At 61.8% G+C, this 24,824-nt stretch carries 23 protein-coding genes and 3 pseudogenes; 18 read left to right on the top strand and 8 right to left on the bottom strand.

Annotated features, from left to right (window positions below; all coding sequences use genetic code 11):
* The first annotated feature begins 38 nt into the window (after nucleotides 1–38).
* The 4 genes from paaK (at nucleotide 39) to C482_RS02080 (ending at nucleotide 3,871) form a co-directional block, all read left to right on the top strand.
* Nucleotides 39–1,328: a phenylacetate--CoA ligase PaaK gene (paaK, locus tag C482_RS02095; RefSeq protein WP_006165714.1), complete on the top strand. Its 1,290-nt coding sequence runs from the start codon at nucleotides 39–41 to the stop codon at nucleotides 1,326–1,328.
* 173 nt (nucleotides 1,329–1,501) lie between these two features.
* Entirely contained in the window at nucleotides 1,502–1,975 is a 474-nt protein-coding gene (locus tag C482_RS02090; RefSeq protein ID WP_006165713.1) for a MaoC/PaaZ C-terminal domain-containing protein, read from the top strand.
* A 6-nt stretch (nucleotides 1,976–1,981) separates the two neighbouring features.
* Complete coding sequence (locus tag C482_RS02085) at nucleotides 1,982–2,779, top strand: enoyl-CoA hydratase/isomerase family protein (protein ID WP_006165712.1); 798 nt, start codon at nucleotides 1,982–1,984, stop codon at nucleotides 2,777–2,779.
* Nucleotides 2,780–3,331: 552 nt separating this feature from the next.
* A complete protein-coding gene (locus C482_RS02080; RefSeq protein WP_006165711.1) occupies nucleotides 3,332–3,871 on the top strand; it encodes an Lrp/AsnC family transcriptional regulator in 540 nt (179 codons plus the stop codon).
* Nucleotides 3,872–3,914: 43 nt separating this feature from the next.
* On the opposite strand, the pseudogene C482_RS02075 reads toward C482_RS02080, so the two are convergent.
* Nucleotides 3,915–5,225 (bottom strand): annotated as a pseudogene (locus C482_RS02075) (enoyl-CoA hydratase-related protein); the annotation flags it as partial.
* 540 nt (nucleotides 5,226–5,765) lie between these two features.
* Between C482_RS02075 and C482_RS02070 the strand changes: the two are divergent.
* Nucleotides 5,766–6,089, top strand: coding sequence for a hypothetical protein (locus C482_RS02070; RefSeq protein ID WP_006165709.1), 324 nt, complete (start codon nucleotides 5,766–5,768; stop codon nucleotides 6,087–6,089).
* Nucleotides 6,090–6,138: 49 nt separating this feature from the next.
* Here the strand turns inward: C482_RS02070 and C482_RS02065 are convergent.
* Nucleotides 6,139–6,602 (bottom strand): annotated as a pseudogene (locus C482_RS02065) (HAD family hydrolase); the annotation flags it as partial.
* Between the two features lie 76 nt (nucleotides 6,603–6,678).
* Between C482_RS02065 and C482_RS02060 the strand changes: the two are divergent.
* The 3 genes and pseudogenes from C482_RS02060 (at nucleotide 6,679) to C482_RS02050 (ending at nucleotide 9,712) form a co-directional block, all read left to right on the top strand.
* Nucleotides 6,679–7,478, top strand: a pseudogene (locus tag C482_RS02060) (SDR family NAD(P)-dependent oxidoreductase).
* 71 nt (nucleotides 7,479–7,549) lie between these two features.
* Entirely contained in the window at nucleotides 7,550–8,560 is a 1,011-nt protein-coding gene (locus C482_RS02055) for a TIGR04024 family LLM class F420-dependent oxidoreductase (protein ID WP_006165707.1), read from the top strand.
* A gap of 144 nt (nucleotides 8,561–8,704) precedes the next feature.
* The gene (locus tag C482_RS02050) at nucleotides 8,705–9,712 is read left to right on the top strand and encodes an AIR synthase family protein (protein ID WP_006165704.1); all 1,008 of its coding nucleotides are present in this window, start codon (nucleotides 8,705–8,707) and stop codon (nucleotides 9,710–9,712) included.
* Here C482_RS02050 and C482_RS02045 read toward each other — a convergent pair.
* Together C482_RS02045 and C482_RS02040 are read right to left on the bottom strand one after the other, a co-directional pair.
* Nucleotides 9,700–10,863 carry an ion channel gene (locus C482_RS02045; RefSeq protein WP_006165702.1) on the bottom strand — a complete coding sequence of 388 codons (1,164 nt, stop codon included), beginning with the start codon at nucleotides 10,861–10,863 and terminating at the stop codon, nucleotides 9,700–9,702. The genes C482_RS02050 and C482_RS02045 overlap by 13 nt on opposite strands.
* 87 nt (nucleotides 10,864–10,950) lie before the next feature.
* Nucleotides 10,951–13,917 carry an AAA domain-containing protein gene (locus tag C482_RS02040; protein WP_006165700.1) on the bottom strand — a complete coding sequence of 989 codons (2,967 nt, stop codon included), beginning with the start codon at nucleotides 13,915–13,917 and terminating at the stop codon, nucleotides 10,951–10,953.
* A gap of 259 nt (nucleotides 13,918–14,176) precedes the next feature.
* Here C482_RS02040 and C482_RS02035 point away from each other — a divergent pair, with 259 nt between their 5' ends.
* Nucleotides 14,177–14,947 (top strand): SPW repeat domain-containing protein, encoded by a 771-nt coding sequence (locus C482_RS02035; RefSeq protein WP_049896391.1) that lies wholly within the window; start codon nucleotides 14,177–14,179, stop codon nucleotides 14,945–14,947.
* 30 nt (nucleotides 14,948–14,977) lie between these two features.
* Here the strand turns inward: C482_RS02035 and C482_RS02030 are convergent, their stop codons facing one another.
* Nucleotides 14,978–15,310, bottom strand: coding sequence for a hypothetical protein (locus C482_RS02030; protein ID WP_006165696.1), 333 nt, complete (start codon nucleotides 15,308–15,310; stop codon nucleotides 14,978–14,980).
* Nucleotides 15,311–15,429: 119 nt separating this feature from the next.
* On the opposite strand from C482_RS02030, the gene C482_RS02025 reads away from it, so the two are divergent.
* The 4 genes from C482_RS02025 to C482_RS02010 all read left to right on the top strand — a co-directional run bounded on the left by C482_RS02025 (nucleotide 15,430) and on the right by C482_RS02010 (nucleotide 18,385).
* Complete coding sequence (locus tag C482_RS02025; RefSeq protein ID WP_006165695.1) at nucleotides 15,430–15,954, top strand: hypothetical protein; 525 nt, start codon at nucleotides 15,430–15,432, stop codon at nucleotides 15,952–15,954.
* Between the two features lie 500 nt (nucleotides 15,955–16,454).
* Nucleotides 16,455–17,510: an ABC transporter substrate-binding protein gene (locus C482_RS02020; RefSeq protein WP_006165693.1), complete on the top strand. Its 1,056-nt coding sequence runs from the start codon at nucleotides 16,455–16,457 to the stop codon at nucleotides 17,508–17,510.
* Between the two features lie 198 nt (nucleotides 17,511–17,708).
* Complete coding sequence (locus C482_RS22160; RefSeq protein ID WP_006165691.1) at nucleotides 17,709–17,885, top strand: hypothetical protein; 177 nt, start codon at nucleotides 17,709–17,711, stop codon at nucleotides 17,883–17,885.
* A gap of 284 nt (nucleotides 17,886–18,169) precedes the next feature.
* The gene (locus C482_RS02010) at nucleotides 18,170–18,385 is read left to right on the top strand and encodes a hypothetical protein (RefSeq protein WP_006165689.1); all 216 of its coding nucleotides are present in this window, start codon (nucleotides 18,170–18,172) and stop codon (nucleotides 18,383–18,385) included.
* Between the two features lie 84 nt (nucleotides 18,386–18,469).
* Here the strand turns inward: C482_RS02010 and C482_RS02005 are convergent, their stop codons facing one another.
* Together C482_RS02005 and C482_RS02000 are read right to left on the bottom strand one after the other, a co-directional pair.
* Nucleotides 18,470–19,432 carry a zinc-dependent metalloprotease gene (locus C482_RS02005; protein WP_006165688.1) on the bottom strand — a complete coding sequence of 321 codons (963 nt, stop codon included), beginning with the start codon at nucleotides 19,430–19,432 and terminating at the stop codon, nucleotides 18,470–18,472.
* 127 nt (nucleotides 19,433–19,559) lie between these two features.
* Nucleotides 19,560–19,895 carry a hypothetical protein gene (locus tag C482_RS02000; RefSeq protein WP_006165686.1) on the bottom strand — a complete coding sequence of 112 codons (336 nt, stop codon included), beginning with the start codon at nucleotides 19,893–19,895 and terminating at the stop codon, nucleotides 19,560–19,562.
* A gap of 179 nt (nucleotides 19,896–20,074) precedes the next feature.
* On the opposite strand from C482_RS02000, the gene C482_RS01995 reads away from it, so the two are divergent.
* From C482_RS01995 to C482_RS01985, 3 genes are all read left to right on the top strand, one after another.
* Nucleotides 20,075–20,320: an LSM domain-containing protein gene (locus C482_RS01995; protein WP_006165684.1), complete on the top strand. Its 246-nt coding sequence runs from the start codon at nucleotides 20,075–20,077 to the stop codon at nucleotides 20,318–20,320.
* On the top strand, nucleotides 20,317–20,493 hold the full coding sequence (locus C482_RS01990) for a 50S ribosomal protein L37e (protein WP_004216919.1): 177 nt from the start codon (nucleotides 20,317–20,319) through the stop codon (nucleotides 20,491–20,493). The genes C482_RS01995 and C482_RS01990 overlap by 4 nt, the downstream gene beginning before the upstream one ends.
* A 404-nt stretch (nucleotides 20,494–20,897) precedes the next feature.
* Nucleotides 20,898–22,199 (top strand): threonine synthase, encoded by a 1,302-nt coding sequence (locus tag C482_RS01985; RefSeq protein WP_006165682.1) that lies wholly within the window; start codon nucleotides 20,898–20,900, stop codon nucleotides 22,197–22,199.
* Between the two features lie 71 nt (nucleotides 22,200–22,270).
* On the opposite strand, the gene C482_RS01980 is transcribed toward C482_RS01985, so the two are convergent.
* Entirely contained in the window at nucleotides 22,271–23,068 is a 798-nt protein-coding gene (locus C482_RS01980; RefSeq protein ID WP_049896389.1) for an alpha/beta fold hydrolase, read from the bottom strand.
* A 136-nt stretch (nucleotides 23,069–23,204) separates the two neighbouring features.
* Between C482_RS01980 and C482_RS01975 the strand changes: the two genes are divergently transcribed.
* Nucleotides 23,205–23,897, top strand: a complete 693-nt coding sequence (locus tag C482_RS01975) for a helix-turn-helix domain-containing protein (RefSeq protein ID WP_006165679.1) — start codon at nucleotides 23,205–23,207, stop codon at nucleotides 23,895–23,897.
* Between the two features lie 93 nt (nucleotides 23,898–23,990).
* Nucleotides 23,991–24,737, top strand: coding sequence for a class I SAM-dependent methyltransferase (locus tag C482_RS01970; RefSeq protein WP_006165677.1), 747 nt, complete (start codon nucleotides 23,991–23,993; stop codon nucleotides 24,735–24,737).
* Nucleotides 24,738–24,824 lie beyond the last annotated feature (87 nt).

The following is a 24,824-nucleotide window of genomic DNA, read 5'->3' as shown; positions in this document are numbered from 1 at the left end:
CACTACTTTTATCGACCGCCGTAGATGTTTGATTGGATATGGGTTACACGCAGCGAGAGACGGCTCCGCGGACGAAGATCAGAGAGTTACAGAACGAACGGCTCCAAGAAACGGTTCAAACCGCCTACGAGAACGTCGACTTCTATCGCGATGAACTCGATGCGGCCGGCGTCGCGCCAGCGGATATCCAGACGGTCGAAGACATTCACACCCTGCCGTTTACCACGAAGGAGGACTTTCGTGCCGAGTACCCGGACGGCCTCTTTGCCGTCGACGACGAGGATGTACAGCGAATTCACGCTTCCTCGGGGACGACCGGGAAGCCGAAAATCGTCCCCTACACCGAGGGGGATATCGACGTCTGGAGCGAGGTCGTCGCCCGCTCGCTCGCTGCGGCGGGCGTCGAACCGGGCGACACCGTCCAGAACGCCTACGGCTACGGGCTGTTCACCGGCGGTCTCGGCCTTCACTACGGCATCGAGGAACTCGGCGCGACGGTGATCCCGGTCGGCGGCGGTCAGACCCAGCGTCAGGTCGAATTGCTACAGGATCTCGAGAGCGACTCGCTCTGTTGTACGCCGTCGTACTCGCTGTACCTCGCGGAGACGGCGGCCGAGATGGGCGTCGACGTGGCAGACCTCCCCGTTTCGACCGTCATTTTCGGTGCTGAACCCTGTACCAACCCGATGCGCGAGGAAATCGAAGCGCGCCTCGGCGTCACCGGTATCGACCTCTACGGCCTCTCGGAGATCATCGGCCCCGGTGTCTCGATCGAGTGTCACGAGGCCCAGGACGGCCTGCACATCTGGGAGGATCACTTCTACCCCGAAGTGATCGACCCGAAGACTGGCGAGGTGCTGCCCGAGGGCGAGGAGGGTGAACTCGTGCTCACGACGCTCTCGAAAGAGGCGCTCCCGGTCCTGCGCTATCGGACCGGCGATCTGACGACGCTGACCACCGACGAATGCGACTGTGGCCGAACGATGGTCCGTATGGACAACGTCACCGGCCGCGCCGACGACCTCATCATCGTTCGCGGGGTCAACTGCTACCCGAGCGAAATCGAGGACGTGGTACTCGAGTTCGATGCCGTCGAGCCGTACTATCGGATCGATCTCACGCGGGAGGACGGTCTCGACAGGATGGCGGTGACGGTCGAGCACGAGGCTGGGCTGAGTGGTGCTGAGCGCGAGACGTTGCGCGACCGACTGTTGACGCGACTCGAGAACGTGCTCTCGTTCACGCCGGACGAGCTGACACTCGTCGGGCCTGGTGAGATCGAGCGGACGGAGGTTGGGAAGGTGAAACGGGTGTACGACCACCGGTAGCGGTTGCGGACCGCGGGCGGGTAGTTGCGGTCGGTGTTGAAGCCACAGGCGAAGCCCAGGTCGCAACTGCAACCGAAGCCGACCCGTCGCTGTCTGCGATATCAATCCACCGGTGCGTTGCGCCGACCCGTCTTCGTGACAAACTATTTGTAGACTGGTTCGAAGCTCTAGGTATGGCATACAGTTACGAGCCACACTACTTCGAGGACTTCGAAGAAGGCCAGGAGTTCGAAAGCGTCGGTCGGACCGTCACGGAAGCGGATTTCGTTATGCACTCGGCGCTGTCGGGCGACTGGACGGAACTGCACACGAACAAGCACTACGCCGAGGACGGCCCCTTCGAGGGGCGCATCGCCCACGGCCCGATGACGTTCGTCCAGGCGACCGGCTTCGTCTACCGGACCGGCATCGTTGAGCGGACCGCCTTCGCTTTCCTCGGGATGAACTACATGGACCTCCCGAACCCGGTCTACATCGGCGACACGCTTTCACTCGATATGGAGGTCACCGAGAAGAAAGACGTGAGCAGCCGCGACGATGCCGGCCTCGTCGTCCTCGATACCGTGATGACGAACCAAGACGACACCGTCGTCTTCGAGGGCGACATGAAGTTCCTCATCAAGACCAAGAGCGGCGAGTCGGCCTAGAACAGAATGCGGGTCCACGACGACAACGCCGTCCGCTACCTCGCGTTCGACCGCCCCGACAGCCGGAACGCGTTCACCGCCGAGGTCGCCCGCGAGCTGGCAGCCGAACTCGAGTCCCTCGATCCAGGCGACCTCGACGCCGCGGTCCTGACTGGCGAGGGGCAGGCCTTCAGCGCCGGCGGCGACATCGAGGCGATGGCCGAGCGAGACGAGACACCCCAGGAGGCCGCCGACCGGGTTCGGGAAACCGTCGGCCGGGTCGCCGAACAATTGCTGACGAGTTCGGTGCCGATCATCGCGAAGGTCAACGGCGACGCCGTCGGCGCGGGCCTCTCGCTTGTCGCCGCCGCGGACTTCGCCTACACCGCCGACTCCGCCAGCTTCGGCGCGACGTTCATCAACGTCGGCCTCGTCCCCGACATGGGCGGCTCGGTCACACTCCCGCAACTCGTCGGGTTGCGCACCGCAAAGGACCTCGTGCTCACCGGTCGACTGATCGACGCCGAGACAGCCGCGGAACTCGATCTGGTCAACGAGACCGTTCCCGCAGACGATCTCGACGACCGCGTTGTGGATTGCATCGAGACGCTCGCTGCAAAGCCGACCGCCAACATCGGCCTCGCAAAACGCGCCATCCACGACAATCTGGGCCGGTCGTGGTCGGATGGACTCGAGTACGAGGCAATCACGCAGTCACTGGCGTATGGGACGCCGGCCCACGAGGAGGGCGTGGATGCGTTCCTGAATCGACGGACGCCGTCGTTCGATGGGAGTGGTCGTGAGGATACGGACCAAGATAACTGAGTCCTGACATACATTCCTATCTGATTGTTCATACCGATACCGGCTGAACGAGCGGCAGTGACACTCGCTCTGGGAACGGATCTCGAGTGACCCGAATCCACTGCGTAGTGATTCGCCCAGCGGGACCAATCACGACTGTTATCTCTGCCATCTGTGGCTGTGTTACGCTTCTCGCTAGAGGAACTGTTCAGAACGGAGCCGGCTCTGGTCTGTTATCGAACGTTTGATCTCCACGCTACGCGGAGTCCTGCTGGCCTATGATTCTCTTCGCTGCAGTTTCTGGGCTCGCCCTCTTTCCTACAATATAAATTACCTCTTCTGGAACCTTCTCCTTAGGAGTCTATTATTGGCTACTCCCAAAGTGACTTTACAATGGAAACGAAACAGAGTCACTGTCTGAACGATCCGGCTGGTCGACGGGCGACTGCGGAGCCATTCGGGGCCACATGACACCCTGGACCAGCCTTCGACTGCAGTCACAGCCAACACGGGCGACATAGCCGGTACGGTCGGCCCTCACAACACCCCAACGACCCACGACACAGACCACAGATGACATACGAATCCACGAGCGACGACGCACCGAGCTGGGAGTTCAAAGACCGCGACATCGCCATCCTCTGTGAACTCTCGAACGATCCGCAACTCTCCTCGCGCGAACTCACGACCGTTCTCGAGGAGCAGTACGATATCGACGTCTCTCACGTCACCGTCAGCGAGTCCATTCGCCGGATGCGCGACGAGGGCGTGTTCCGGGAGGCGATCATCCCGAACGAGGAGTACTACATCTTCGCGCTGTTCGAGTTCAAGTTCAACGCGGAGAACTTCGCCGACCGCTGGCGGGACGCGATGGAGCACATCAAGCAGGACAAGCACACGCTGTTTTTCTTCCTCTCGGACGGCGAATACCAGTGGAAGACGGTGATGATGTTCCGCAACCGTGAGGAGGTCTCGCGGTGGATCCACGACTGTTACACGGAGTACGGCGACGTGATCGCGAACGTGCGCAACTCGGCGGTGCACAACGTCCTCAAGTTCAAGACGGATCCACGAATCTACGAGGATCTAGGCGAAGAACGAGACGACGAATAACGACAGCGAGTCAAGAGAGGAACGACTACTCGATTCGATTCCGTTACTGCCCGTCGAACGCTGGCTCTCGGTCCTCCGCGAACGCGGCCGTCCCCTCACGCATGTCCTCGGTCGTAAACAGGAGTCCGAAGCCCTGACTTTCCATCGCGAGCGCGGCCTCCAGGCTCGCGTCCTGGCCCTCGTTCATCACCTTCTTCGCGACCTTGAGGCCGATCGGTGGCCCGTTGTGCAGGTCGTCGACGAACTCGGCGACCACGTCGTCGAACTCCTCGCGAGCGACCGCGCGATTGACCAGCCCCCACTGCTCGGCGCGCTCGGCCTCGATGTGGTTCCCGCGGAAGACGAGCTCCTTCGCCCGTGTTTCGCCGAGTACGCGCATGAGCCGCTGCGTGCCGCCCCCGCCGGGGATCAGTCCGAGGCCGATCTCCGGTGCACCGAACGACGAGCGCTCGGTCGCAAGGCGCAGGTCACAGGCCAGCGCAAGCTCGAGTCCGGCCTCGAGACAGTAGCCGTCGATCTTGGCCACGACGGGCCGCGGGAAGTCGTTGACCGTCTCGAAGGCGGGTGTCACGTCCATCATGTCGGTCGGCTCCGTCCCACCGAAGCCGCCAATGTCCGCACCGGCGCTGAACGCGCGGTTGCCGACGCCCTCGATAGTGACACAGCGCACGTCGTCGGTGTCGACCGTCGAGAACAGGTCGTCGATCTCCTCGAGTAGGTCGCCCGAGATGGCGTTCATTCGGGAGGGTCGATCGAGCTCGATTGCCAGCACACCGTCGTCCAGTTCGACGTTGATGTTGTGGTACGAATCAAGGCCCTCGTCGTCGGTGTCGTACTCGTAGAAGCCCTGTCCGGCGTCTTCGCCGGTCGTGCCTGCCTTAACGAGCTCCGCGAGATGGGAGTGTGGTTCGAATCGGTCTGCGCCGGTCTCCTCGTGGAGCGTCTCGAGCTTCTCGAGGACGGTGTCCAGTCCGATCTTGTCCGCGCGGCGGCAGATGCCCTCGGGGAAGCCGAGGCCGAACTGGACGCCAGTGTCGACTTCCTCGGGTTTGGCGACGCCCTCGCCGACGAGGAACGCGGCGCGGTTGATCATGCGCGCTTGGACGCGGAGCCAGTCAAAGTCGCCCGCGTCCTCGGGCTGGTAGTCCGCGCCGTCGCCGTCGACGGCTTCGCCGTCTGCTTGAGATGTCTCCGACGTCTCTCTGGCTTCGTAGTCGTAGAACCCCTTGCCGGTCTTCTGGCCGAGTTCCTCGGCCTCGACTTTCTCCTCGGTAATCGGCGGGATCGGGCTTCCGCCCTCCTTGCGAACGTGGTAGCCCACGTCGATCCCGGTCAGGTCGGCGAGTTCGCCCGGCGGCGGCCGGCGGATGACGAGGTCGCGGTCGCCCCAGGTGACGAACAGCGTTTCGTTCGAGTGACCCTCCTGGTGGCGGCTGATCTCGTAGGCCTCGACTGGACCGAGTTCGTCCGTCAGGTGGGTTGCCAGCGCATCCTCGTCGACGAGTCGCTCGTAGTATAGTAGCCACTGCAAGTCACTGCACACCTGATCACACGGCAGCTGTGCGATCAGTGTGTAACTAGTTGCAGTTGTTACTATAGGTATCACTCATGGGGTGCGTGCGTCGTGCTGTCGGTCTGCGCTGCAGTCTGGCTCGGTGGTCGGTACGGCCACGGGTGTGAGTGTGGGATCGCTGGTCGCGCTCGACATTGTTGGTACGATACTACGCACGCCATTCTTAACGAAAATAGTTGCAACACACGACATAATTTACACTGTTCGCGTCTCGAGAGAGTGGACAGCCAGTACTGTGTCCGAGATAACCGGCAACGCGGCCATAGCGCGACGTTTGTCGCCAGACCGAAGAGATATGTTGGTCGTACTGGATGATCCCCTATGGGTCGCCTCAGGACACTCAGCCGCATTATCGATGGCGTGACGGCCGTCTGGAACCTCGCAGTCGCCGCCCGATCCGAACGTGGTCTCGTGAGCAGTTACTTCTTGATCGGGCTCTGTGCCGGGTTTCTGTACCGCGGGCTGCAACGGCGCTATGTCGGCCGGGTTCGCGATCATCCGGGCCGGTACGCATTTCTCACGGTCAGCTGGTGGCCGATCGGAGCCGCACTCGTCTGGACGGCCAACGACGAGGCGACAGTACAGTCGCTCGCCGCGGGACTCAGTCTGGGCTCGCTGCTGTACGCTGCGACGCAACAGCCGTGAACCTCCGTTCCAGCCGCCGTTAGCATGATACTCGAATACACCCGACTCTCTACTGCTCCCCAGCACCGATGATCTCGACCATTTCAAGCGGTGAGACGACCCGATAGGAAACTGCGGGTCCATCCTCCGCCCCGAACGCGACGCCGTGCATCCCCACCTCGGCAGCCCCCTTCACGTCATGCTCGTACCGATCACCGATCATCAGCGATCGCTCGGGCGACACGCCGGCCTTCTCGAGTGCGGTCTCGAAAAGGTCGGGGTCGGGCTTGGTCCGGCCCACTTCCTCCGAGGTCGTGATCGAGTCGAACTGCTCGCGGACGCCGAACTGGGCGAGCATCTCGCGGCCAGCCTCGTCGTCCACGTTGCTGATGACGCCGATGTGGAGGTCTCGGTCGGCCAGGTCCTCGATTGTCTCGACGCGCCCAGCACTGGTTCGATGGTCTCCTGGACGGTTTCCTCGAACGCGGGTCGCCACGCCTCGCGCGGGACTGGTTCACCAGCGATGGCTTCGATTTTCATTAACAATGCCTTCATACTGGGCAGTGTCACTAACAACGGTAGCGAAACTGTGGCAAACGGGTGCGTGCGTATGAGCACGAGACCGGAGACCGATACGAGTACGGCGCAGTTCAGCGTCGACGGCGACGTCGCCATCATCACCGGCTCCTCGAGTGGCATCGGCAAGGGAATCGCAAAGCGGCTCGCGGCGGACGGCGTCGACGTGGTGGTCTGCTTGCGTGAGCAGGAGAACGTCGACCCGATCGCCGAGGCGATCAACGAGAGCGAACTCCCTGGCGAGGCACTCGCACTCGAGTGCGACGTGACCGACCGCGAGGCTGCCGAGGCGCTCGTGGAGGCGACTGTCGAGCGGTTCGGCGGTCTTGACATGCTGGTGAACAACGCGGGTGCGTCGTTCATGGCCGACTTCGACGATATTTCGCCGAACGGCTGGAAGACGATCGTCGACATCAACCTCCACGGAATCTACCACTGCACCCAGCGGCAGAAGCGTACCTGAAGGACGGCGGCAGCTCCGTCATCAACTTCGCGAGCGTCGCCGGCCAGCGCGGTTCGCCGCTGATGAGTCCTTACGGCGCGGCCAAGGCAGCGGTTGTCAACCTTACGACGACGCTCTCCTACGAGTGAGCTCACGACGACGTGTGCGTCAACTGCATCGTGCCGGGCTTCGTCGCGACGCCGGACGTCGAGAGCCAGATGGGCGTCTCTGCCGAGAATATTGACCGCGAGGAGGTCGCGCGGCGTATCGGCACCGTCGACGAGATCGCAGACATCACGCAGTTCCTTGCCAGTCCGGCCGCCTCCTACGTCGTCGGTGAGACGCTCACCGCACAGGGCGTTCCACAGCTTAGCGAGGACCGCGAGATCTAAACCGCTCTCTCTATCGCCACCAGTTCCCACACACTCAAATCACTGTCAGCCGATTATGAATTAGATCCAGCATGACTGAGAGAGATGTTCACTTGCCCGTCGCTGCCCAGCCGACCGTCGATTCGCTCGTCGAGTACGCCCAGACGGCCGAAGCGGGCGGCTACGACTGTGCTTGGCTCCCCGAAACCTGGGGCCGGGACGCGGTCACCGTCCTGACTGCGATCGCTGAACGCACCGACGAGATTGACCTCGGATCGAGTATCGTCAACACCTACTCTCGCTCGCCCGCGCTGCTCGGTCAGACCGCTGCCACGCTGCAGGAGGTTTCTGAGGGCCGCTTCCGCCTTGGCCTCGGCCCGAGCGGTCCCGTCGTGATCGAGAACTGGCACGGCATCGAGTACGGCAACCCGCTCAAGCGAACGCGCGAGACGGTTGATATCGTCCGTGCAGTCCTCTCGGGCGACCCAGTCGAGTACGACGGCGACTATTTCTCGCTGTCCGGTTTCCGGCTTCGCTGTGAGGTGCCCGACCCGTCCCCGCCCGTCGAAGTGACCGGGATGGGTCCCAAAGCCGTCGAACTCGCTGGCCGCTTCGCCGACGGCTGGCACGGCATCATGCTCACGCCCGAGGGTGTGGCGGATCGGATCGAGGATATCGACCGCGGTGCCGACCTCGGTGACCGTGACCCAGACGACGTGCAGGTCACGATCGGTGTCACCTGCTGTGCACTCGAGGATGCCTCCCGCGCCCGCGACCTCGCGCGCCAGCACACGGCGTTCTACATTGGCGGGATGGGGACGTTCTATCGAGATGCACTCGAGCGCCAGGGGTACGACGAGGCACCCGAGATTCACGACGCCTGGCAGGCGGGTGACCGCGAGCGCGCACTCGAACTCGTCGACGAGGCGATTCTGGACGATCTCTGTGCAGCCGGCACTCCGGCGGAGGTTCGCGAGCAGGTCGAGCGCTACGAGGCGGTCGACGGTATCGACGCAGTTGCGGTGAGTTTCCCACGTGGTGCCGACGAGGCGGACGTGACACAGACGATGGACGTGCTCGCGCCCGCAGAAAGCGGGCACTGAGCTGCGGCTGCGGCTGAACACAGTGCGTTCGGACGTCGGCCCACAGAGCGGCTGTCGAGCCGCCTTCCGGAATCCAGACATCGGGAGAACGAGTCCATTGTAAACGTCGACAGGTACAAGCCGTCGATCCTCCCATTCCGTGATATGCCCGGGAAGGTATCGCCGGACGACTTGCTCGCACACGTCTTCGATCGGACGGGGGCCGACGCAGACGAAACGATCTTGCAGGGGCCTGCAGACGGCGAGGACGCCGCTGCCGTCGACTGGCCTGGTGGGACGCTGGTCGTCAGCTCCGATCCGATCTCGCTTGCGGCCTCGCAGGTTGGCTCGCTCGGCGTCTACGTCGCCTGCAACGACGTCGCCGCTTCCGGCGCGGACCCGCGCTGGCTGACTGTCGTCATCCTCTTGCCCGACGAAAGCGTGCCGATCGAGACGATCACGACCGATCTGGACGCCGCCGCACGGGAGGTCGGAGCCTCTATCGTCGGTGGCCACTCCGAGTACGTCGACCAACTCGAGCGTCCGCTGGTCTCGTTGACCGCGATGGGTGCCGCCGAGCGGTTCGTCCCGACGGGCGGTGCTGAACCCGGCGACCGCGTCATCGTCACGAAAGCCGCCGGCGTCGAGGGAACCGCAATTCTGGCCGCCGACTTCGGCGACGAACTCAGCGTGGACGAAGAGATCCGAACCCGCGCCGAGTCGTTCCTCGAGGAGATCAGTGTCGTCCCTGACGCCCGTGTCGTCCGCGAGTTCGCCACGGCGATGCACGATCCGACCGAGGGCGGCATCGCCGCGGGGCTACTCGAGCTCGCCCGCGCATCGGATGCTCGGCTTGAGGTGGACACAGACGCGATTCCAGTGCGTGAGGAGACCGCGAAGCTGTGTGCGGCCGCAGATGTCGATCCGCTGCGTATCTTCGGTTCTGGTGCGCTGCTCGCGACTGTTCCGGATGAATTGGCCGCAGAGTGCCGACAGAACCTTTTGGATGCGGGTATCGAGGCTGAATCGATCGGTGTCGTTCGTGATATCGATACCGATCCCAACGCCGACGGCGAACCAGCGCTCGAACTCGACGGCGAGACGATCACGGAGCCGATTCAGGACGATCTCTATCCGCTCTGGGAGGCTGCGGACACCGCTCAGGACGAGTAGGTCTCGTTTTCTCCTGCCCCAAGCGTCGCGTCAACCGCTGCGTTCGTCAGTATCTGTGCGGGCGAGAGAACCACGTCAGCGCCGGCCCGCTCGAGTGCTCCCGGCGACGCATCGTCACTAATCGCAACGATTCTCGCATCTGTTCGATCACGCGCCAACAACACGGCGTAGCTGTCTCGGGCCGCCTCACCTGTTGCCACCAGCACCGCATCGGCCTCCTCGAGATGGACGGATTCGAGTACAGCTTCGTCTGTCGGGTCGCCGGTTTGGACGGTCGTCTCACCCGTCTCATCTCCAGTAGTGTGTTCATTCTTGTCCTCGCCGTTTGTCACGACGAGAACTGACGAGTCGCGACTTCCGAGTTCGGCTACGACGTTTGAGACCGGGCCAGCGGTTCCGAGGACGACGACGCGCTCGTGGGGGGTCTGTTCTCTCGCGTGTGCCGTCGCCCGCTGGCCGGTTCTCGTAAGTCGTGCCTGAAGTATAGGGCCGAACAGACTGCCGGCGGCGACGGCGACAGTCGTCGGCCCCAGGATGGCGAGCGAGATGGCGAACAGGCGGCCGGCTTCGCTTGTCGGGTGGATGTCACCGTAGCCGACCGTGCTCGCCGTCACCACCGTGAAATACGTCGCATCAACGACGGTGTGCAGTTCGCTGAACTGATGTCGGAGCGCGTACGCGCCGGCGATGCCGTAACAGCCGACGCCGACGATGGCGACAAAACTGCCTAACTGCGTCGGCGTGAGCGCACTCGAGCGGGTGAATCGCGCGCTCGTAAACGCCAGAACGACCAGCCCGCCGATCGAAAGGATGACGAGCGGGACCGACAGCAGCCGAGACTGAACGACGCCGTGTGCGGCCGCGAGGACGATGAGCACCGCCGCAACGAGGTAGGCCAGCCGAAACCCACGGCGCATTCCCCAGGCAGTTACGAGCAGCGCGAAGCCGAGAACAGTGCCACTGAACTCTGAGGCAGACTGCAGGAGGCCGAGCGAACCGCCGGCAGTGACCGACGGCTGCGTGATAATCGCGAGGAGGCCGGTCGCGATAGAAACCAGCGCGATGGCGGTGACGAGCCAGACGACGGCCCGCGCACTGGGTTGGTGCTGCTGTGTGGCTCGTCGAAGGGAACGGTGCGCCCGATCGAGCATAGCAATTGCACATCGGCGAGTGCGGTAAAGCTAGTCCTGCGTCCAGGCGCGATGTTCGTGACACCGACCGTGACAGTGACCTGCTCGCTAGCAGCGCCGCGCCCACTCGAGCATCCGCGCGTACACCGGGTCCGTCTCGAGTGCGTTCGGATCGCCGACGAGAACGAGCGCGCGCTTCGGCCGGGTGAGGGCGACGTTGATCCGCCGGTAGTCGTCGAAGATGGGGCCCTCAAGCGTCCCCGTCGCGGTGAACGAGACGATGATGACTTCCTGACTCGAGCCCTGGAAGCGGTCGACGGTGTCGACGGCAACCGACTCTGGGACGTGTCTTGATATCTCCGAGACCTGTGCGCGGAAGGGGGCGATGACACCGATGTCGGAGGGGTCGAGGCCGGCGGTACAATAGTCTTCGATGAGGTCAGCGATGCGAACGGCCTCGGCGCTGTCCGTGTAGCGACTGGCCTCACCCTCGACTGCGACGAAGGAGACTGCGTCCCGAAGGCTAGCTGGCAGCTCCTCGCGCGAAACACCGGAAAGGTCGTCGAGCGTCCGCCCCGCGACCTCGCCATTTGCGGGCCGGAGCTTGCCGTCGTAGAACTCCTGGGAGGCGAACGCTTGAATGCGCTGGTTCATCCGATACTGCTGGGTGAGCATGACGCCGGCCTCGGGGTGGAGTTCGACGAGGCGCTCGAACAGCGATTCTGTAAGGTCGTTCTCGGCACGGACAACCGGCGGAAGCTGCTCGTGATCGCCGACGAGCACGAACCGATCTGCGAGGTTGACCGCCGCGAAGGTTCCTGGCTCCGTCAACTGCGCGGCCTCGTCGACCAGCGCCACGTCGAAGGCCTGTTCCTTCATCACTCGTGAGCCGCAGGTCGCGGTGGTCGCGGCGACGACCTGCGCGTTCTGCAACGCGGCGGCGCGGTCGCTGGGATCACCCGAGCGGTCGAACCGGTAGGGCTGCATGTCCTCGCGGACGCCGCTCTCGGAGCCGACGCGGATAATTCGTTCCTCGTCGATGACGCCCTCGAGTTGGTCGAGCAACGCTTCCAGCGCGTTGTCGACCGCACGGTTCGTAAACGCCGAGAGGAGGACGCGCTCGCCGCGTTCGACCATGGCACGAATCGCGCGAGCGATGGTGTAGGTCTTCCCGGTACCGGGCGGGCCGTGGATCAACGCGTAGTCCTCCGCGCCGACGGCCGTTCGCACGGCCTCGTCCTGGGCCTCGTTGTTGTCGATGAACACCTCGTCTGGCGAATCGAACTCGGGTTCTTCCCGGCCGAACAACACGTCCTTGCGTCGCTTGTCTCCCTTCAGGAGCGCGTCGTGAAGCGCCGCGAGAAGGCGGTCAGTAGTGAGTTCGGACGGATAGACGTCGAGGCGGGTCACTTCGACCCGTTCGTCGGCCGTGAGGACCACCTCGTCCTCTCCCAGCCGTTCGATTCGGGCGAGTTCGGAACTCCCGCGAACCGGGTGCCCATCGCTCGCCAATACCAGATCACCCTCACGGAGCTTCGAGGTCGCACTTCCCGTCCGGCGCGCGCGGAGTTCCCAGCGGCCCTCCTCGAGTGCCCGACTCTCCTCGAACGCGAGGTCGATCAGCGCGCGGTCGTCGTCGGCCCGTTCCTGGGCGTCTTGTTCCCAGAGTTTGGCGAACTCGCGGTGGACTTCCCGTCGCTCTTGTTCGATAGCGTGGTAGAAGCGCTCGAAGAACTCGCGCTCCTCCTCGGGGAGTGGTTGCCCGATCTGGCCGGCCTTCGACTCCTGGTCGAGACGGCCCGAGACGACCATGCAGGTGTCCTGTTCGAAGCAGTACTCACACTTCGCGCTGCCCTCGTAGCCGGTGGGAATGTCGCCCTTGACCTCCATCGCAGCGATTTCGTTACGCAGGCGGACGACGAACTTGAGCAGTCCGCTGCCCATTGAGAACTCCTTTGCGGGGGTGAGGTCGCCGGTTTCCTCGTTGCGGTCGAGCGCCGAGTTCTTGGTGTAGAGAAGTGTGCCCGTGTCGACGTCGCCGCCGTGCTCCTCGAGTAGCAGCGCGTAGCAGGCGGCCTGCACCTTGTCCTTGAACCGGGGTTCTTTCTTGAGGTTTTTCCCTGTCTTGAGTTCGACCGGTGCGCCGCGGCGGATGGCGTCAGCTCGCCCGCGAATGCCGAACGTCTCGCTGATGAGCAGTTGTTCAGAGCGCCAGCTCCCTTCCGCTGGCTCGAACGCCGGCTCCGGGTTGTCGGCGGCTGTCACCGCTTTATCCTCTTCGGTGAGGCGACCCTGTTCGAGCCAGCCCTCGATCGCTTTCGCGTTCTCGCGGACATCCTCGGCAGCACCATCAGCCGTCTCACCGAGCAGGCCGAGTTCGAGGCCGCGCTCGTCGACGCGGGCGTCGATGGACTCCTCCAGGTCGCGCCCGCGAAGCAAGTCCCCGAACACCTCGTGGACGAGGGTCCCCTTCACTACGGGGTAGTTCAGCGGGACGCCGGAGAGCTTGTTCAGGAAGTAGAGGCGCGGACACTCGACCCAGTTGCGGATCGAGGTCACGTTGACGTGAAAGCTCGGCTCGACGACGACGTAGGAGTCGCCGGTCGTCTTGTACCGCAGCTCACCCTGGTACTCGTCTTCCGCGGCGTTCGTCACGAGCAGTTCCATCCCGGGCTCGAGTAGCTCGGCGGATTCGGTCCACTTGTTCCAGAGCGTGACGGTGGTCGGGTCGATTTCGCTGTCGGCGTCCGCGTCTGCGTCTGCGCCCGTGTCCGCACCGGTACCGGTACCGGTGTCGGTGGTGGTGCCGGAGGTTGAATCGAGACCGGGTCCAGACTCAGAATCGGACTCGAGTTCCCCGAGCGTCACCTGCCCGCTCCCTGTGATGTGCGCGCGATTCTCGTCGGCTGTCCGACTCTCGTTCCCGTCGTTTCCATCGTCCTCATCGTTTCCGTCGTCGAGCCCGTCGATCACTGTCGCCAGTCGAACGGGGACCTCGGCGAGATCACTCTCGCCGTAACTGGTCGATACCGTTCGCACCTCGACCTCACCCGCGACGGTTCCGCGTACGTACACGGCTCTCTAGCAGTACCGAACGGTCAAAAACGCTATCGGTCGCGGCTCGTCGTTCGCTTCGCGAGCGAATCATTCTCTCTTTTTCTCTTTTTGGGCCACAATGACACGGGTCAGCCGTCAATTCAACCCAATTTAGATGTGTCGTCGAACGCGGATCCGTCCGCCGTCACCGTAAGAGTAGCTTACTCGCGACGAGTCGAACCTGCAAAACCGAAACGGTCGTGGCCGCTTTTGCCCATTGGTCGAGTCGACAGTGACGATGAGTGACCCCGACAAAGATTCATCCGACACCGACCGGTCCGAGCCGAACGCGGACCAGCCGTCGGATCGAGACCGTCCTCCTGCGGATCCCGATCCAGACAGTGACCATCATGCATCGGACCATGAGCGTGAGAGCGAGCGACGCCAGTCCGAGCAGGATGCAACGGCGGATACAGCGATAACGACGAACTCGGATTCAGACCCAGTCCCTGACCCAAATCCAGACACGAGCACAGATGCAGATACGGACACGAGTACGGGCACCAACACGGACTCGAGTGCAGATGTCGAAGCCGACGCTGAACCAGTCTCCGAGGTCGGCTCCGGGACCGGTGTTGGTGATAACCCAGACGACCGCGACCCGCGGGATCAGAACACACAAATCGTCAGCGAGGAACGGCGACGAAATATCTCGCTTATTAGCGCTGTCGTCGCCGTCCTCGGGCTCTGGGTAGCCGCCTCGCTGCTCATTTACGACGCATCAGAAGCCGCCTTCTGGAACAACGTGCTCGTAGGCGCTGTCATCTTCATCGCCGGCACGTACAACTACTACCGGCTCGCGACCGACGTGCCGTTGAGTGTTGGTGTTGCGACACTGGCCGCGGTGCTTGGTATCTGGCTCATCATCTCTGCGGCGCTGTTCGAGATGCTCGGTGGGCTGTTCTGGAGTACGCTTGCCACCGGCTTGATCGTTGCCGGCCTCTCCGGATACAACGCCTACGAGGCACGCGAGGCGCAGTTGGTGACTGGTGAGGAAACGGGGGCCTGATTCGCCACGGTCCGTGCAGGATGTCTCGCCCTATCGGTGGACGGATTCCGATTCGGGTTCCGATTCCGTCTCCAGTTTTAGTTCCGAATTGCCCCCAGACTCCGACTCGTTGGCGTTCCCGAATCGGATACTCGACTCAAGTTGGCGCAGGCGGTACTCGGCGGCGTGGTGTCCCATCGCGACGACGGAAAAGCCACACATACCGATCGCGAACGCGATCGAAACGATCGGTGAAACGCCGTGTACGTAGCTGTTTCCGAGCTGTCCAACCGCGAGCGCAAGCGGCGCGATAGAGAGCAACGAACTTGTCACTGGCGTCGCGCGAAACAGTTCGAGGAGCGAAGAATTGTGGGTTTTTGCCATACGCAACCGTTCGTTACGTGTCCTTCTGCGGCGGCGCTGTATTCCTTTTGATTTTGCTGTCTGACGTTCGCCGGGACCGATACGTTCTTTCTCCCGCCGCCCCAACGGTACACGATAGTATGCGGATTCGCGAGTGGCAGGACATACTCGAGGACGTCACCGACCGACCTGTCGATCCCGACGACTGGCGAGCAGTTGCCGGCGACCGGGCCGGCGGCGTCGGCGAAGATATGTACCTCGCACATCCCCGCGCCGGCGTCTTCTTCCTCAAGACGTACGCGAAGAACCCTTACGAGGTCCGCGGCGTTGGCACACAGGTCGCGCGCAAGCTCGACGACGAGATCGGTTCGTTCATGCCCCAGCAGGAGTCGGGCGGCCGCTTTGCCGTCCAGTCCCCGCCAGAGGACGAAGACCAGGCCGAGACNGCCATCAGAGATGTGTATAAGAGACAGCCGCAGGATCTGTTCGACGACGTGATGGAGGCACTCGAGAGCCCCGCGTTCGGACCGATGGAGTACGACCAGTATGACCGCCCCGAAGCGCTCGACGATCTCGCGGATCAGTTCGAAGAGGCGGACGAGCTGTTGCACGCCGAACTCGAGGATTTGATCGAGACGGACGAGGTCGATCGGGGCTTTATGTGATCGGTAGGACGCTATTTTGTGACTTCGGTTCGCTGGTGTCAGTCACCGTGCGCACCGAAACCGGATAACAGCGGTACCAGGAAAACGCTCGTTTTCAGTTCAATTTGGCTTGCACCCGGCTATGCGAACGGCCTCGCTGGCTGTTTGGTATCTTGTACTAAGTGGCTGGTGGGCTTGTGACTATAGTAACAACTGCAACTATTCACACACTGATCGCACAGCTGCCGTGCGATCAGGTGTGTCTTGACTTGCAGTGGCTACTATAGATCATGGTTTCGACTGACGCATGGCTCTCAGCCTAGTTTATTTAGGCACGCCTAAAAACCAGAACCGCTTTATAGTTTTAGGCCAGCCTAGATCACAGAATGCAAGACGACACGAGGAAGCGGACATCAACACGTCGGCAGTACGTAAAATACGGCGGAACCGTCTTTGGTGCCGGTCTCCTCGCCGGTTGTCTGACCGGGGAGAGGAAGGGTAACTCGCCATCGACATCACCCATGGGTACGGCCACAGACGATTCGTATACCGTCTCGATGTCACCGATGGGAGATGTCGAATTCGAAACGGTACCACAGACTATTTTTACTCGACTGACACACCTCGCCGGGATGGCGTTCGCACTCGGTCGCGGGAATGACGTGAACGCGCTGCACGCGCCAAACTACTACAATGATCTCTGGAATCAGTTTACCCCGCGCCTTCCGGGAGTGTCGCTCGATTGGAGCGGACGGTACTCCTCATGGGACCCGAACGAAGAGAAACTCTACGAACTCGACAGCGATGTTCACCTCGCCGATCCGGCGAGCGTCCTCGCACTCGATGGGTGGGACGTGTCTGATATTGAAGCAGTTCACAAGAATATCGGTCCCTGGTTCGGAAACCACTATAGTAACCGACACGTCGAGCCGCCCGACGTGTACGCCGATCGATACCGATACTATACGCTCTGGGAGCAGTTTGACAAAGTAGCACAGGTGTTTCAGGCGGAAGACCAATACGACGCTCTGGCATCGATTCACGATGATATCCTCACCAGAATCGAAGCAGATCTTCCATCCGAGTCCGAGCGACCGACTGTCGTCATGGGCGGGTTCAGCGACCCGACGGAGCCCTACATATATAACGTGGATACCCCTGGATTCCTCACCGCCCACACACGCCCGCTGCAGCCGGTTGACGCGTTCGCGGACGATGTCGTTTCCGGATCGCAGATCGATATGGAAACGCTGATTTCGGCTGATCCTGACATCATCCTCGTCTTCGGCGGGATGCACCCCGGAACCGACATGGCGTCTATCCGAACGGCACTCGAAGACGACCCAGTTGGACAGAAACTCACCGCAGTGCAGAACAACCGCATCTACGCACAAGGCGCACGCTATCAGGGTCCTATTCTCAACCTCTTCCAACTAGAGATGACTGCCAAACAACTCTACCCCGATACATTTGGCGAGTGGCCGACATACGCCGATGGTACATACCCCGAAATCTCGGCGGCGAATCAGTTCTTCGACCGCCAGCGCGTTGCCACTATCATTCGTGGAGATCTCTGAGTCGCTGTCATGTGCAAACGACACGCCAGATTAATCTGTTTCATCACAATTCCTTCTGACTCGGCCTTATACTCACGTACTCGAACAAGCGGTGAAGGGCCCACTTGTGAACCCCCTCTGCATGATCCGTCCGGTCCTGCGGGAAGTGTTCTGATTCACCTGTGACTTCGTCCGGTGTCTCATCCGACCAACTGCCACATGAGTGACAGCGCAGTGACCGTCATCCGCGATGACCCCGATGTATTCGAAAGAGAGCCTCTCGAGCCGTTCTTCCGAGAGCAAGCCGACGGTAAATCTCAGGTCAGCGAGCGCCTGTTCGGTTACGAGACGGTCGCGGATGCGCTGCAGGAACAGACCGAGACGACCGAAGACTAGGCCGTCGAGAGTTCGAATCTCACGGTCGCCGAGCACGGTGATCGGGGTTGTGCGACGTTCGGAGACGAGGTGACGATGGCATGGACGGACTCGAGTAGCGGCGAGCGTCCCGAATTTCGGACTCGGTGAAGTGGGACGCTGATTCGGCTTTCGGCGGGGTACGGGGAGCGTAAGGGGGAGGGTAAAAGTGAAAGTGATGCGGAAGAGGAAGCGAAAGCAGGGCACACCACGGACGAAAGTGAATGGGTATTTGGTTCGGTGCATGTGAGTACCGACGACGAGGTATGAGCGGGCGACGTGACCCACGGCGACAGGCAGCGCACGGAAACAAGCAACAGCTCCGGCGACTCGGGCTCGCCTTCGTGCTGCTGGTCGGATTCTCGGGTGGCACGATGGCGCTGCAAGGTGGCGCATCACTCCAGATGGTCGCACTCTCGACGCTCGGCTTTCTGGTCGCGGGCGGCGCGTTGCTCTGGTATCTGCAGTGGATCGTGAGCTAGCGCAGATCGGACGGCAAATCTGCCGGATGTGGAGCCAGCGAAGGCAGCGAAGGATGTGAAGGCAGTGAAGACAGACCAGTGAGCTCAGCGCTCGACCCGCCGAATCCACAGCCCCGGCGAATCGAGTTCGTCGTGCGTCGGCAGATTTTCTGGCTGTTCCCAGACCAGACTCGCCGTCTCGAGGTCGCGACTGGCGATGACGTGCTCGAAGAACTCCTTGCCGCGCTCGTACTGGCGCTGTTTGAGTCCGAGCCCGAGTAGCCGCCGGAAGAGCTTCTGTAGCGGGCCACGACCCTGCCGGCGTGCGTCGAGTTTCCGGCGTAGATCCTCGTACTCGTCGTCGAAGGCATGGTCCATCAGTAACTCAGCATAGCCCTCGACGACAGTCATCGCGGCATCCAGATCGCGGAACGCATTCCGGTCGAACGAGCCGTCAGAGAGGGCGGCGATTCCCGACTCCATCCGGTCCTCGAGATGGCCCGAAAGCCACGGTGCAGCGCCGAACTCGGCGGCATGGGTCACCTCGTGGAACGCGATCCAGCGACGGAACCGATCTGGGTCAACGTCGAGTACCTCCGCTGCGTTGCGGATATTCGGCCGGACGAAGTACAGCGCGTGGTCGTCTGCCGGTCGCTCGGCGAGCAAGAGCGGATCGTACTGTCCCAGCACGTTGCGGCCGAGAAACGCGAGGAGAACCGTCATGGTGCCCGTATTGATCGTGCGGGCGATTCCCGGGAACGTCTCGGTGTGGGTCTCGAGCGTGCCCATCACGCGCTCGAAGGTGGCGACGTTGGCATCGATCCAGTGGTGGCGGTTCTGGATCTCGATCGTCTCCGGCACGTCGAACTCCATGTCGGCGACCGACCGGACAGCCGCGCGAGCGTCGCGAACGTCACGCGCATAGCCCTCGCGCTCGCCGGACTCGAGTGCGAGTGAGCCAGGCTCGGTCGCTGCCTTCGCAGCGTCGGCCGCGGACTGCCAGTCAATCGCGTCGTCACCGGTCCCGGATGCGCCGGCGACGGTCCGGGCGCTACGATAGAGATTCACGAAGGTCAGTACGACCGGGAGGCGCAAAAACGTTCGGCTGCGGTGGGATGGATCGGCTGACTCGACTGCCGTAATTGGATCGGGGGAGTTCGATTCAGTGCCCACGCCCACCGAGTTACCACACGACTCAGTCGACGACGATGTCGGGTTCGGTTTCAGGTTCGTACTCCGGTTCGTCCTCGTCGCCACCGCGATACTTCTTCACGGCGACGCCCGTAGCGACGAGTAACGCGAGTGCGATGAGCGCGCCGACGAGACTTGAACTGGAGTCGTCACCGTCAGTCTCAGTGTCGGCGTCGGCATCGGACTCGAGTACATCCTCTTCTTCCTGTGCGGCTTCGGCGAGTTCAGCCTGTTCGTCGTCTGTGGCGGTCCCGAACGGGAGGAGAGAGCCGATCGATCGCGGTCCGACCTGTTCGCCGTCGACGTGCAACTCGATGATTGTGAACTTGATGTCACCCATAGCGTGGGAGTCAACGAGTGAGCACTTATCGGTTTGCATGAGGTACCCGAAATGGGTGGAGCGTGCGGTGACGCAGAGGCCGGCGAGACATGAGGTGCCTTGGGGCCAGCGTGAGCGGACCGCACACATACGGACGCTGGACCGGTACGATTAAGTGTCCATCAACTGCGGTCTTTCGTATGAGTGGACGACCGCTAGACGTCCTCGAGGCGTCGCTCGGCGAACGCGTGACGGTACGACTCAAAAGTGGCGACGAGTTCGCCGGCGAACTCGCTGGCTACGACCAGCACATGAACCTCGTCCTCGAGGTCGCCGCGGACGGCGGCGACAGCGACGACGCGACCGAGACAGAATCGACAGCAGCGGAGCCGGTCGAAGACACAACCATTATACGCGGCGATAACGTCGTTTCGATCACTCCATGACTGGTGCAGGAACCCCGAGCCAAGGAAAGAAGAACAAGACGACCCACACCAAGTGTCGTCGCTGCGGAGAGAAGTCCTACCACACGAAGAAGAAGGTCTGCTCGTCCTGCGGCTTTGGCAAGTCCGCCAAGCGCCGTGAGTACGAGTGGCAGTCGAAAGCCGGCGACAACTGAACGACCCGCAGACGATCCTGTCGACATCTGTTTACTGTTCGACGATTGCGGGTGGCCGGTTTTCGGTTTGCAGTTGTAACTCCTGACTACTGAGTCCCGAGTGTCTGTATCGAGTACTGTGTCTTGAATACTGAGTTTCGGGTCTCGAATATTGGGTATTAAGGGTCGTGTTCCGAGTTCTGCCTAGTTGATCCTCCCCACTGAATACAGCCCTCGATTTTCGAACCAATGACACCTTCTCAAGACCAACTCCACAGTGAGAGTGTTCCTGTTCGGTTCACCGTTCCTGCTCGTTCATCCGACGAACGCCCGCACGACCGGTCGCTCGGACACCCGACCAGCCGAGCGTCCGAAGCTCGCCCGGTTTAGTGGCTACTATAGGTCTACACAGCGAACGCCCGCGTATGACCAACGAGGCGGACCCGGACTCGGAACAGGACCCAGAGTCGGAGTCACTGTCGGATGCGGAGCCAATCGCGGCGACAGAAACACAGACTGAATCCCCGGTCGAAACCACCAGCGCCTTCACCGGACTCGAGTGCTACGACTGCGGCGGCACGTTCGATGCCGACGAGGTGACGCATCGTTGTCCCGACTGTGACGGCATTCTCGATCCGACCTACGACTACGACGCGATCGGTGCGGAACTCGACCGCGAGACGCTCGAATCGCGATCGTTCGACTCGATGTGGCGCTACGAGGAACTGTTGCCGTTCACCCGTGACTCCGCCGTCACGATGGACGAAGGCGCGACCCCGCTCGTCGAGTGTCCCAAACTGGCCGAGGAGATGGGCGTCGAGCGCGTCCTGATCAAAGACGAAGGTCGGAACCCGACGGGCACCTTCAAGGACCGTGGACAGACGCTCGCCGTCACGGCCGCGCTGCGCCACGGCGCGAGCGAGGTCGCCCTCGCCTCCGCTGGCAACGCCGGCCAGTCCGCTGCCGCCTACGCCGGCCGTGCCGGTCTCGAGTCGAACGTCTACCTCCCCGCGCGCTCTGGCTTTACTAACAAGGCGATGGTCAACGTCCACGGCGGCGACATGAACGTCGTCGGCGGTCGGATCGACGACGCCGGCGCAGCCTTCGAGGAAGGCCTCGCAGAACACGACGAATGGTACCCGCTCCAGACGTTCGTCACACCCTACCGCCACGAGGGCAAGAAGACGATGTTCTACGAACTCATCGAGCAACTCGAGTGGGAAGTTCCGGACGCGATCTGTTATCCGACCGGCGGCGGCGTTGGACTGGTCGGGATGTACAAGGCGGCACAGGAGTTCGTTGACCTCGGGCTCACCGACGAGCTGCCGGGCTTCTACGCGGCTCAGTCGGCGGGCTGTGCGCCGATCGTTGACGCCTTCGATGAGGGGAAGGATGTCCACGAACCGGTCGAGACGCCGGACACCATCTGCGGTGGTATCGAGATCCCGGACCCCGGCGCGAGTCCGTGGGTACTCGAGGCGCTGCGCGAGAGCGACGGTGGTGCGGTGGCGACGGATGACACCGAGATTCTCGATGCGGCGATTCAGGTGGCCCAGCACGAGGGTATCGAGATGGCTCCGACCTGCGCGGCGGCGGCGAGCGGTGCGTGGGCGCTCGCAGAGCGCGGCGAGTTCGACGGCGACGAGACGATCGTTATCCTGAATACGGGAACGGGGAACAAGGAGGCAGACGTGCTGCGTAGTCACCTGATGAGTCAGGGCATATAGGTGGGTTCTGCGGTCGTCCCAGCGTATAAACTGCTGTCGCCGTTTCTCTATCGTGCTATCGTACCATCATTTCATCGTTTCTGCTGAAGGAAGGATTTGACTGCTGGTGCGATTCGTTCTGGTGCTTCTGCGGGACCGCCGTGGCCAACCCCATCGAACTCGACGAAGCGGCTATGTGGAAGCGCCTCATGGACCGAACGAGCGCTTTCGCGGAGGAAATCCGGCCCGTCAGTACCGGTTAGAACGAGTGCTGGGGCACCGATATCGAACTGATCCGGCAGCCGGTACTGCTCGACGGCGCGGTTCATCCGGAGAACCTCTTCGGCCAGTCCAACACAGTCTGGCCAGACTGGCCACTCCGAAAGCCACGCGTCGAGGTCGTCGATCCCTTCCGGGTGTAGGACCTGCTCGATGTACCGTTTCACTGCTTCTTCGCGCTCGCCTTCCTTGAGGAGTGTCGCCATGCGTTCCGCGAGGTCGGCCTGCTCTCGGAACCCGTCGGGAAGGATCGCTGGTTCGTAGGCGACGACTGCGTCGACATCTACGACCCTCGCGGCTTCGATTGCGGTAAGGCCACCGAAGGAGTGACCGAACAGAACTGGATTCCCGTCGATATTCTCGATGAGTGCTTGTACGTACTCGATTTCACGCTCTAGCACCTCATCGGCACTCGTCGTCGTCGGATCGTCGAGACAGGTACCAAAGCCCGGTCGCTGGGGGACGATGGCGTCGTGTTCGCTAACATGTGGAATCACTGGATCCCAGTACTCCTGTGGAGCCATCCCTCCGTGGAGATAGAGAAGTGGTTGGCTCCCGTCGTGTTGTTCACAGGCCGTCTCTCTGCTAACTTCAGGTTGTGGTCGCTGCATCTATCACGCTGTTCGAGGGCACGTCGACTAAGCCACACTCTCAGTGAGACGGCTATTTAAAAGACGGCGTCCGTTGGTCCGTCTGGTTTGACAATACTTTCGTCGGTTGCAGCCACACGAATCGAGAGGATATGCTATGAGTCTTGTCGCTGAATTCGAGATTCAGTGTGACGCGCTTCCGCTTGTCGGTGTCGTGGAAGAGGTCCCCGACGCGACGGTCATCCTCGACCTCCAGTTCACTCATGGCGAGCGACCGCTATTTCTCGTCACCACGACCGGCGGCTCACAGACGGCAATCGAGAACGCCTTCACCGACGCGGTCGATGTGGGACCGTGGACTCTGATCGGGCGCGCGGGGGATACCCATCGGTATCAGGTAACGCCAGGATTGAGTCTGGAAGAACAACTCGGTGAGCAGATTACCGATCTTTCGGAACTCAAAGCCCTTGCTACAGCAGACGCCATTATCGAACGGATCGAGGTCGAACCAGGTGGATGGCGACAGACTGGTTGGTTCGCCGACCGAGACGCGTTTACTTCGTTTGCAGCCTTTTGGCAGCGTCACACTGACACTGGATTCCGATTGCACCGTCTCACTCGGAACTGTGAGCCTGAATCACCTGGTAATGGGTTGACTGACCCGCAATATGAGGCGCTCCGAACGGCCTACGAACTGGGCTATTTCGACATTCCTCGTCGCACGTCGTTAGAAGCAATCGCCGCAGAACTGGATATCTCCGCATCCTCGGTTTCCGAACGACTTCGACGTGCCCAGACCCAGCTCATTCAAGAAACGATGGCCCCGACGTGGCCACCACTTCCAGCCTGACAATCGAGTCCATCTCCATTTCGGAGACGCAATGATTGGTTCTTGTTTACAAAGCCCACATACATATTTATCAGTAATCTCCCTCGTTCTGGTATGACCACTGCCGACTTGTTTGATAGCATCGCACCCTTTTACGATGAAGTACACCACCAGCAGGACGACATCGAGTTCTACCGTGACCTCGCACTCGAGTGCGACGGCCCCGTCCTCGAGGTCGGCTGTGGCACCGGCCGGATCTATCTCGAACTCCGTCGGGCTGGCGTCGATGTCACGGGCATTGATGTCTCTGCGGACTCGCTGGAACACCTCCGCGACAAAGCCGCACAGGACGACCTGGCGGTCGATGTTCGACAGGCAGACATGCGCACGTTCGATCCCGAACCCGGCCGCGAGTACGCGCTCATCATCGTCCCTTTCCGGACGTTCCTGTTCCTGCAGACGGTCGATGAGAGGCTGGCGGTACTCGAGTCCTTCTACAGTGCGCTCGGTCCCGACGGCCGACTGGCGCTCAACGCGTTCGTTCCCGATCCGGTGTTTGTCGCCGAGCACTACGGCGAGTGGCGAGCGCAGGAGCTCGAAGTCAACGGCGAGCGCTACACCTACCGAACCAGATCCACCGTTGTCGACACTGTCGAACAGCGCGTTCGCATCCGAACAGAGGTTCTCGACGCAAACGAGTCACTGGTCGTCGACAGCAGCTACGACCTGTCGCTCGTTTCGAAAGCTGAGTTCGAGTTGCTCTTTCGCCTCTCGCCGTTTGCCTCGTGGGAGGTGTTCGGTGACTTTGAGTTAAATTCACTCGAGACGGCAACACAGGAGATGGTCTGGATCGCGGAGTGAGGGCACGAGTGGCGGCTGGCAGCCACGAAGCGCTGCAAATCGGTACTGGTGATGCTATCAGAGATGGTTCGTTTCGTAGCGTTTTTC

It is taken from the genome of Natrialba chahannaoensis JCM 10990 (assembly GCF_000337135.1).
Taxonomy (GTDB): domain Archaea; phylum Halobacteriota; class Halobacteria; order Halobacteriales; family Natrialbaceae; genus Natrialba; species Natrialba chahannaoensis.
This window is presented reverse-complemented; position numbering and strand designations above follow the sequence as displayed.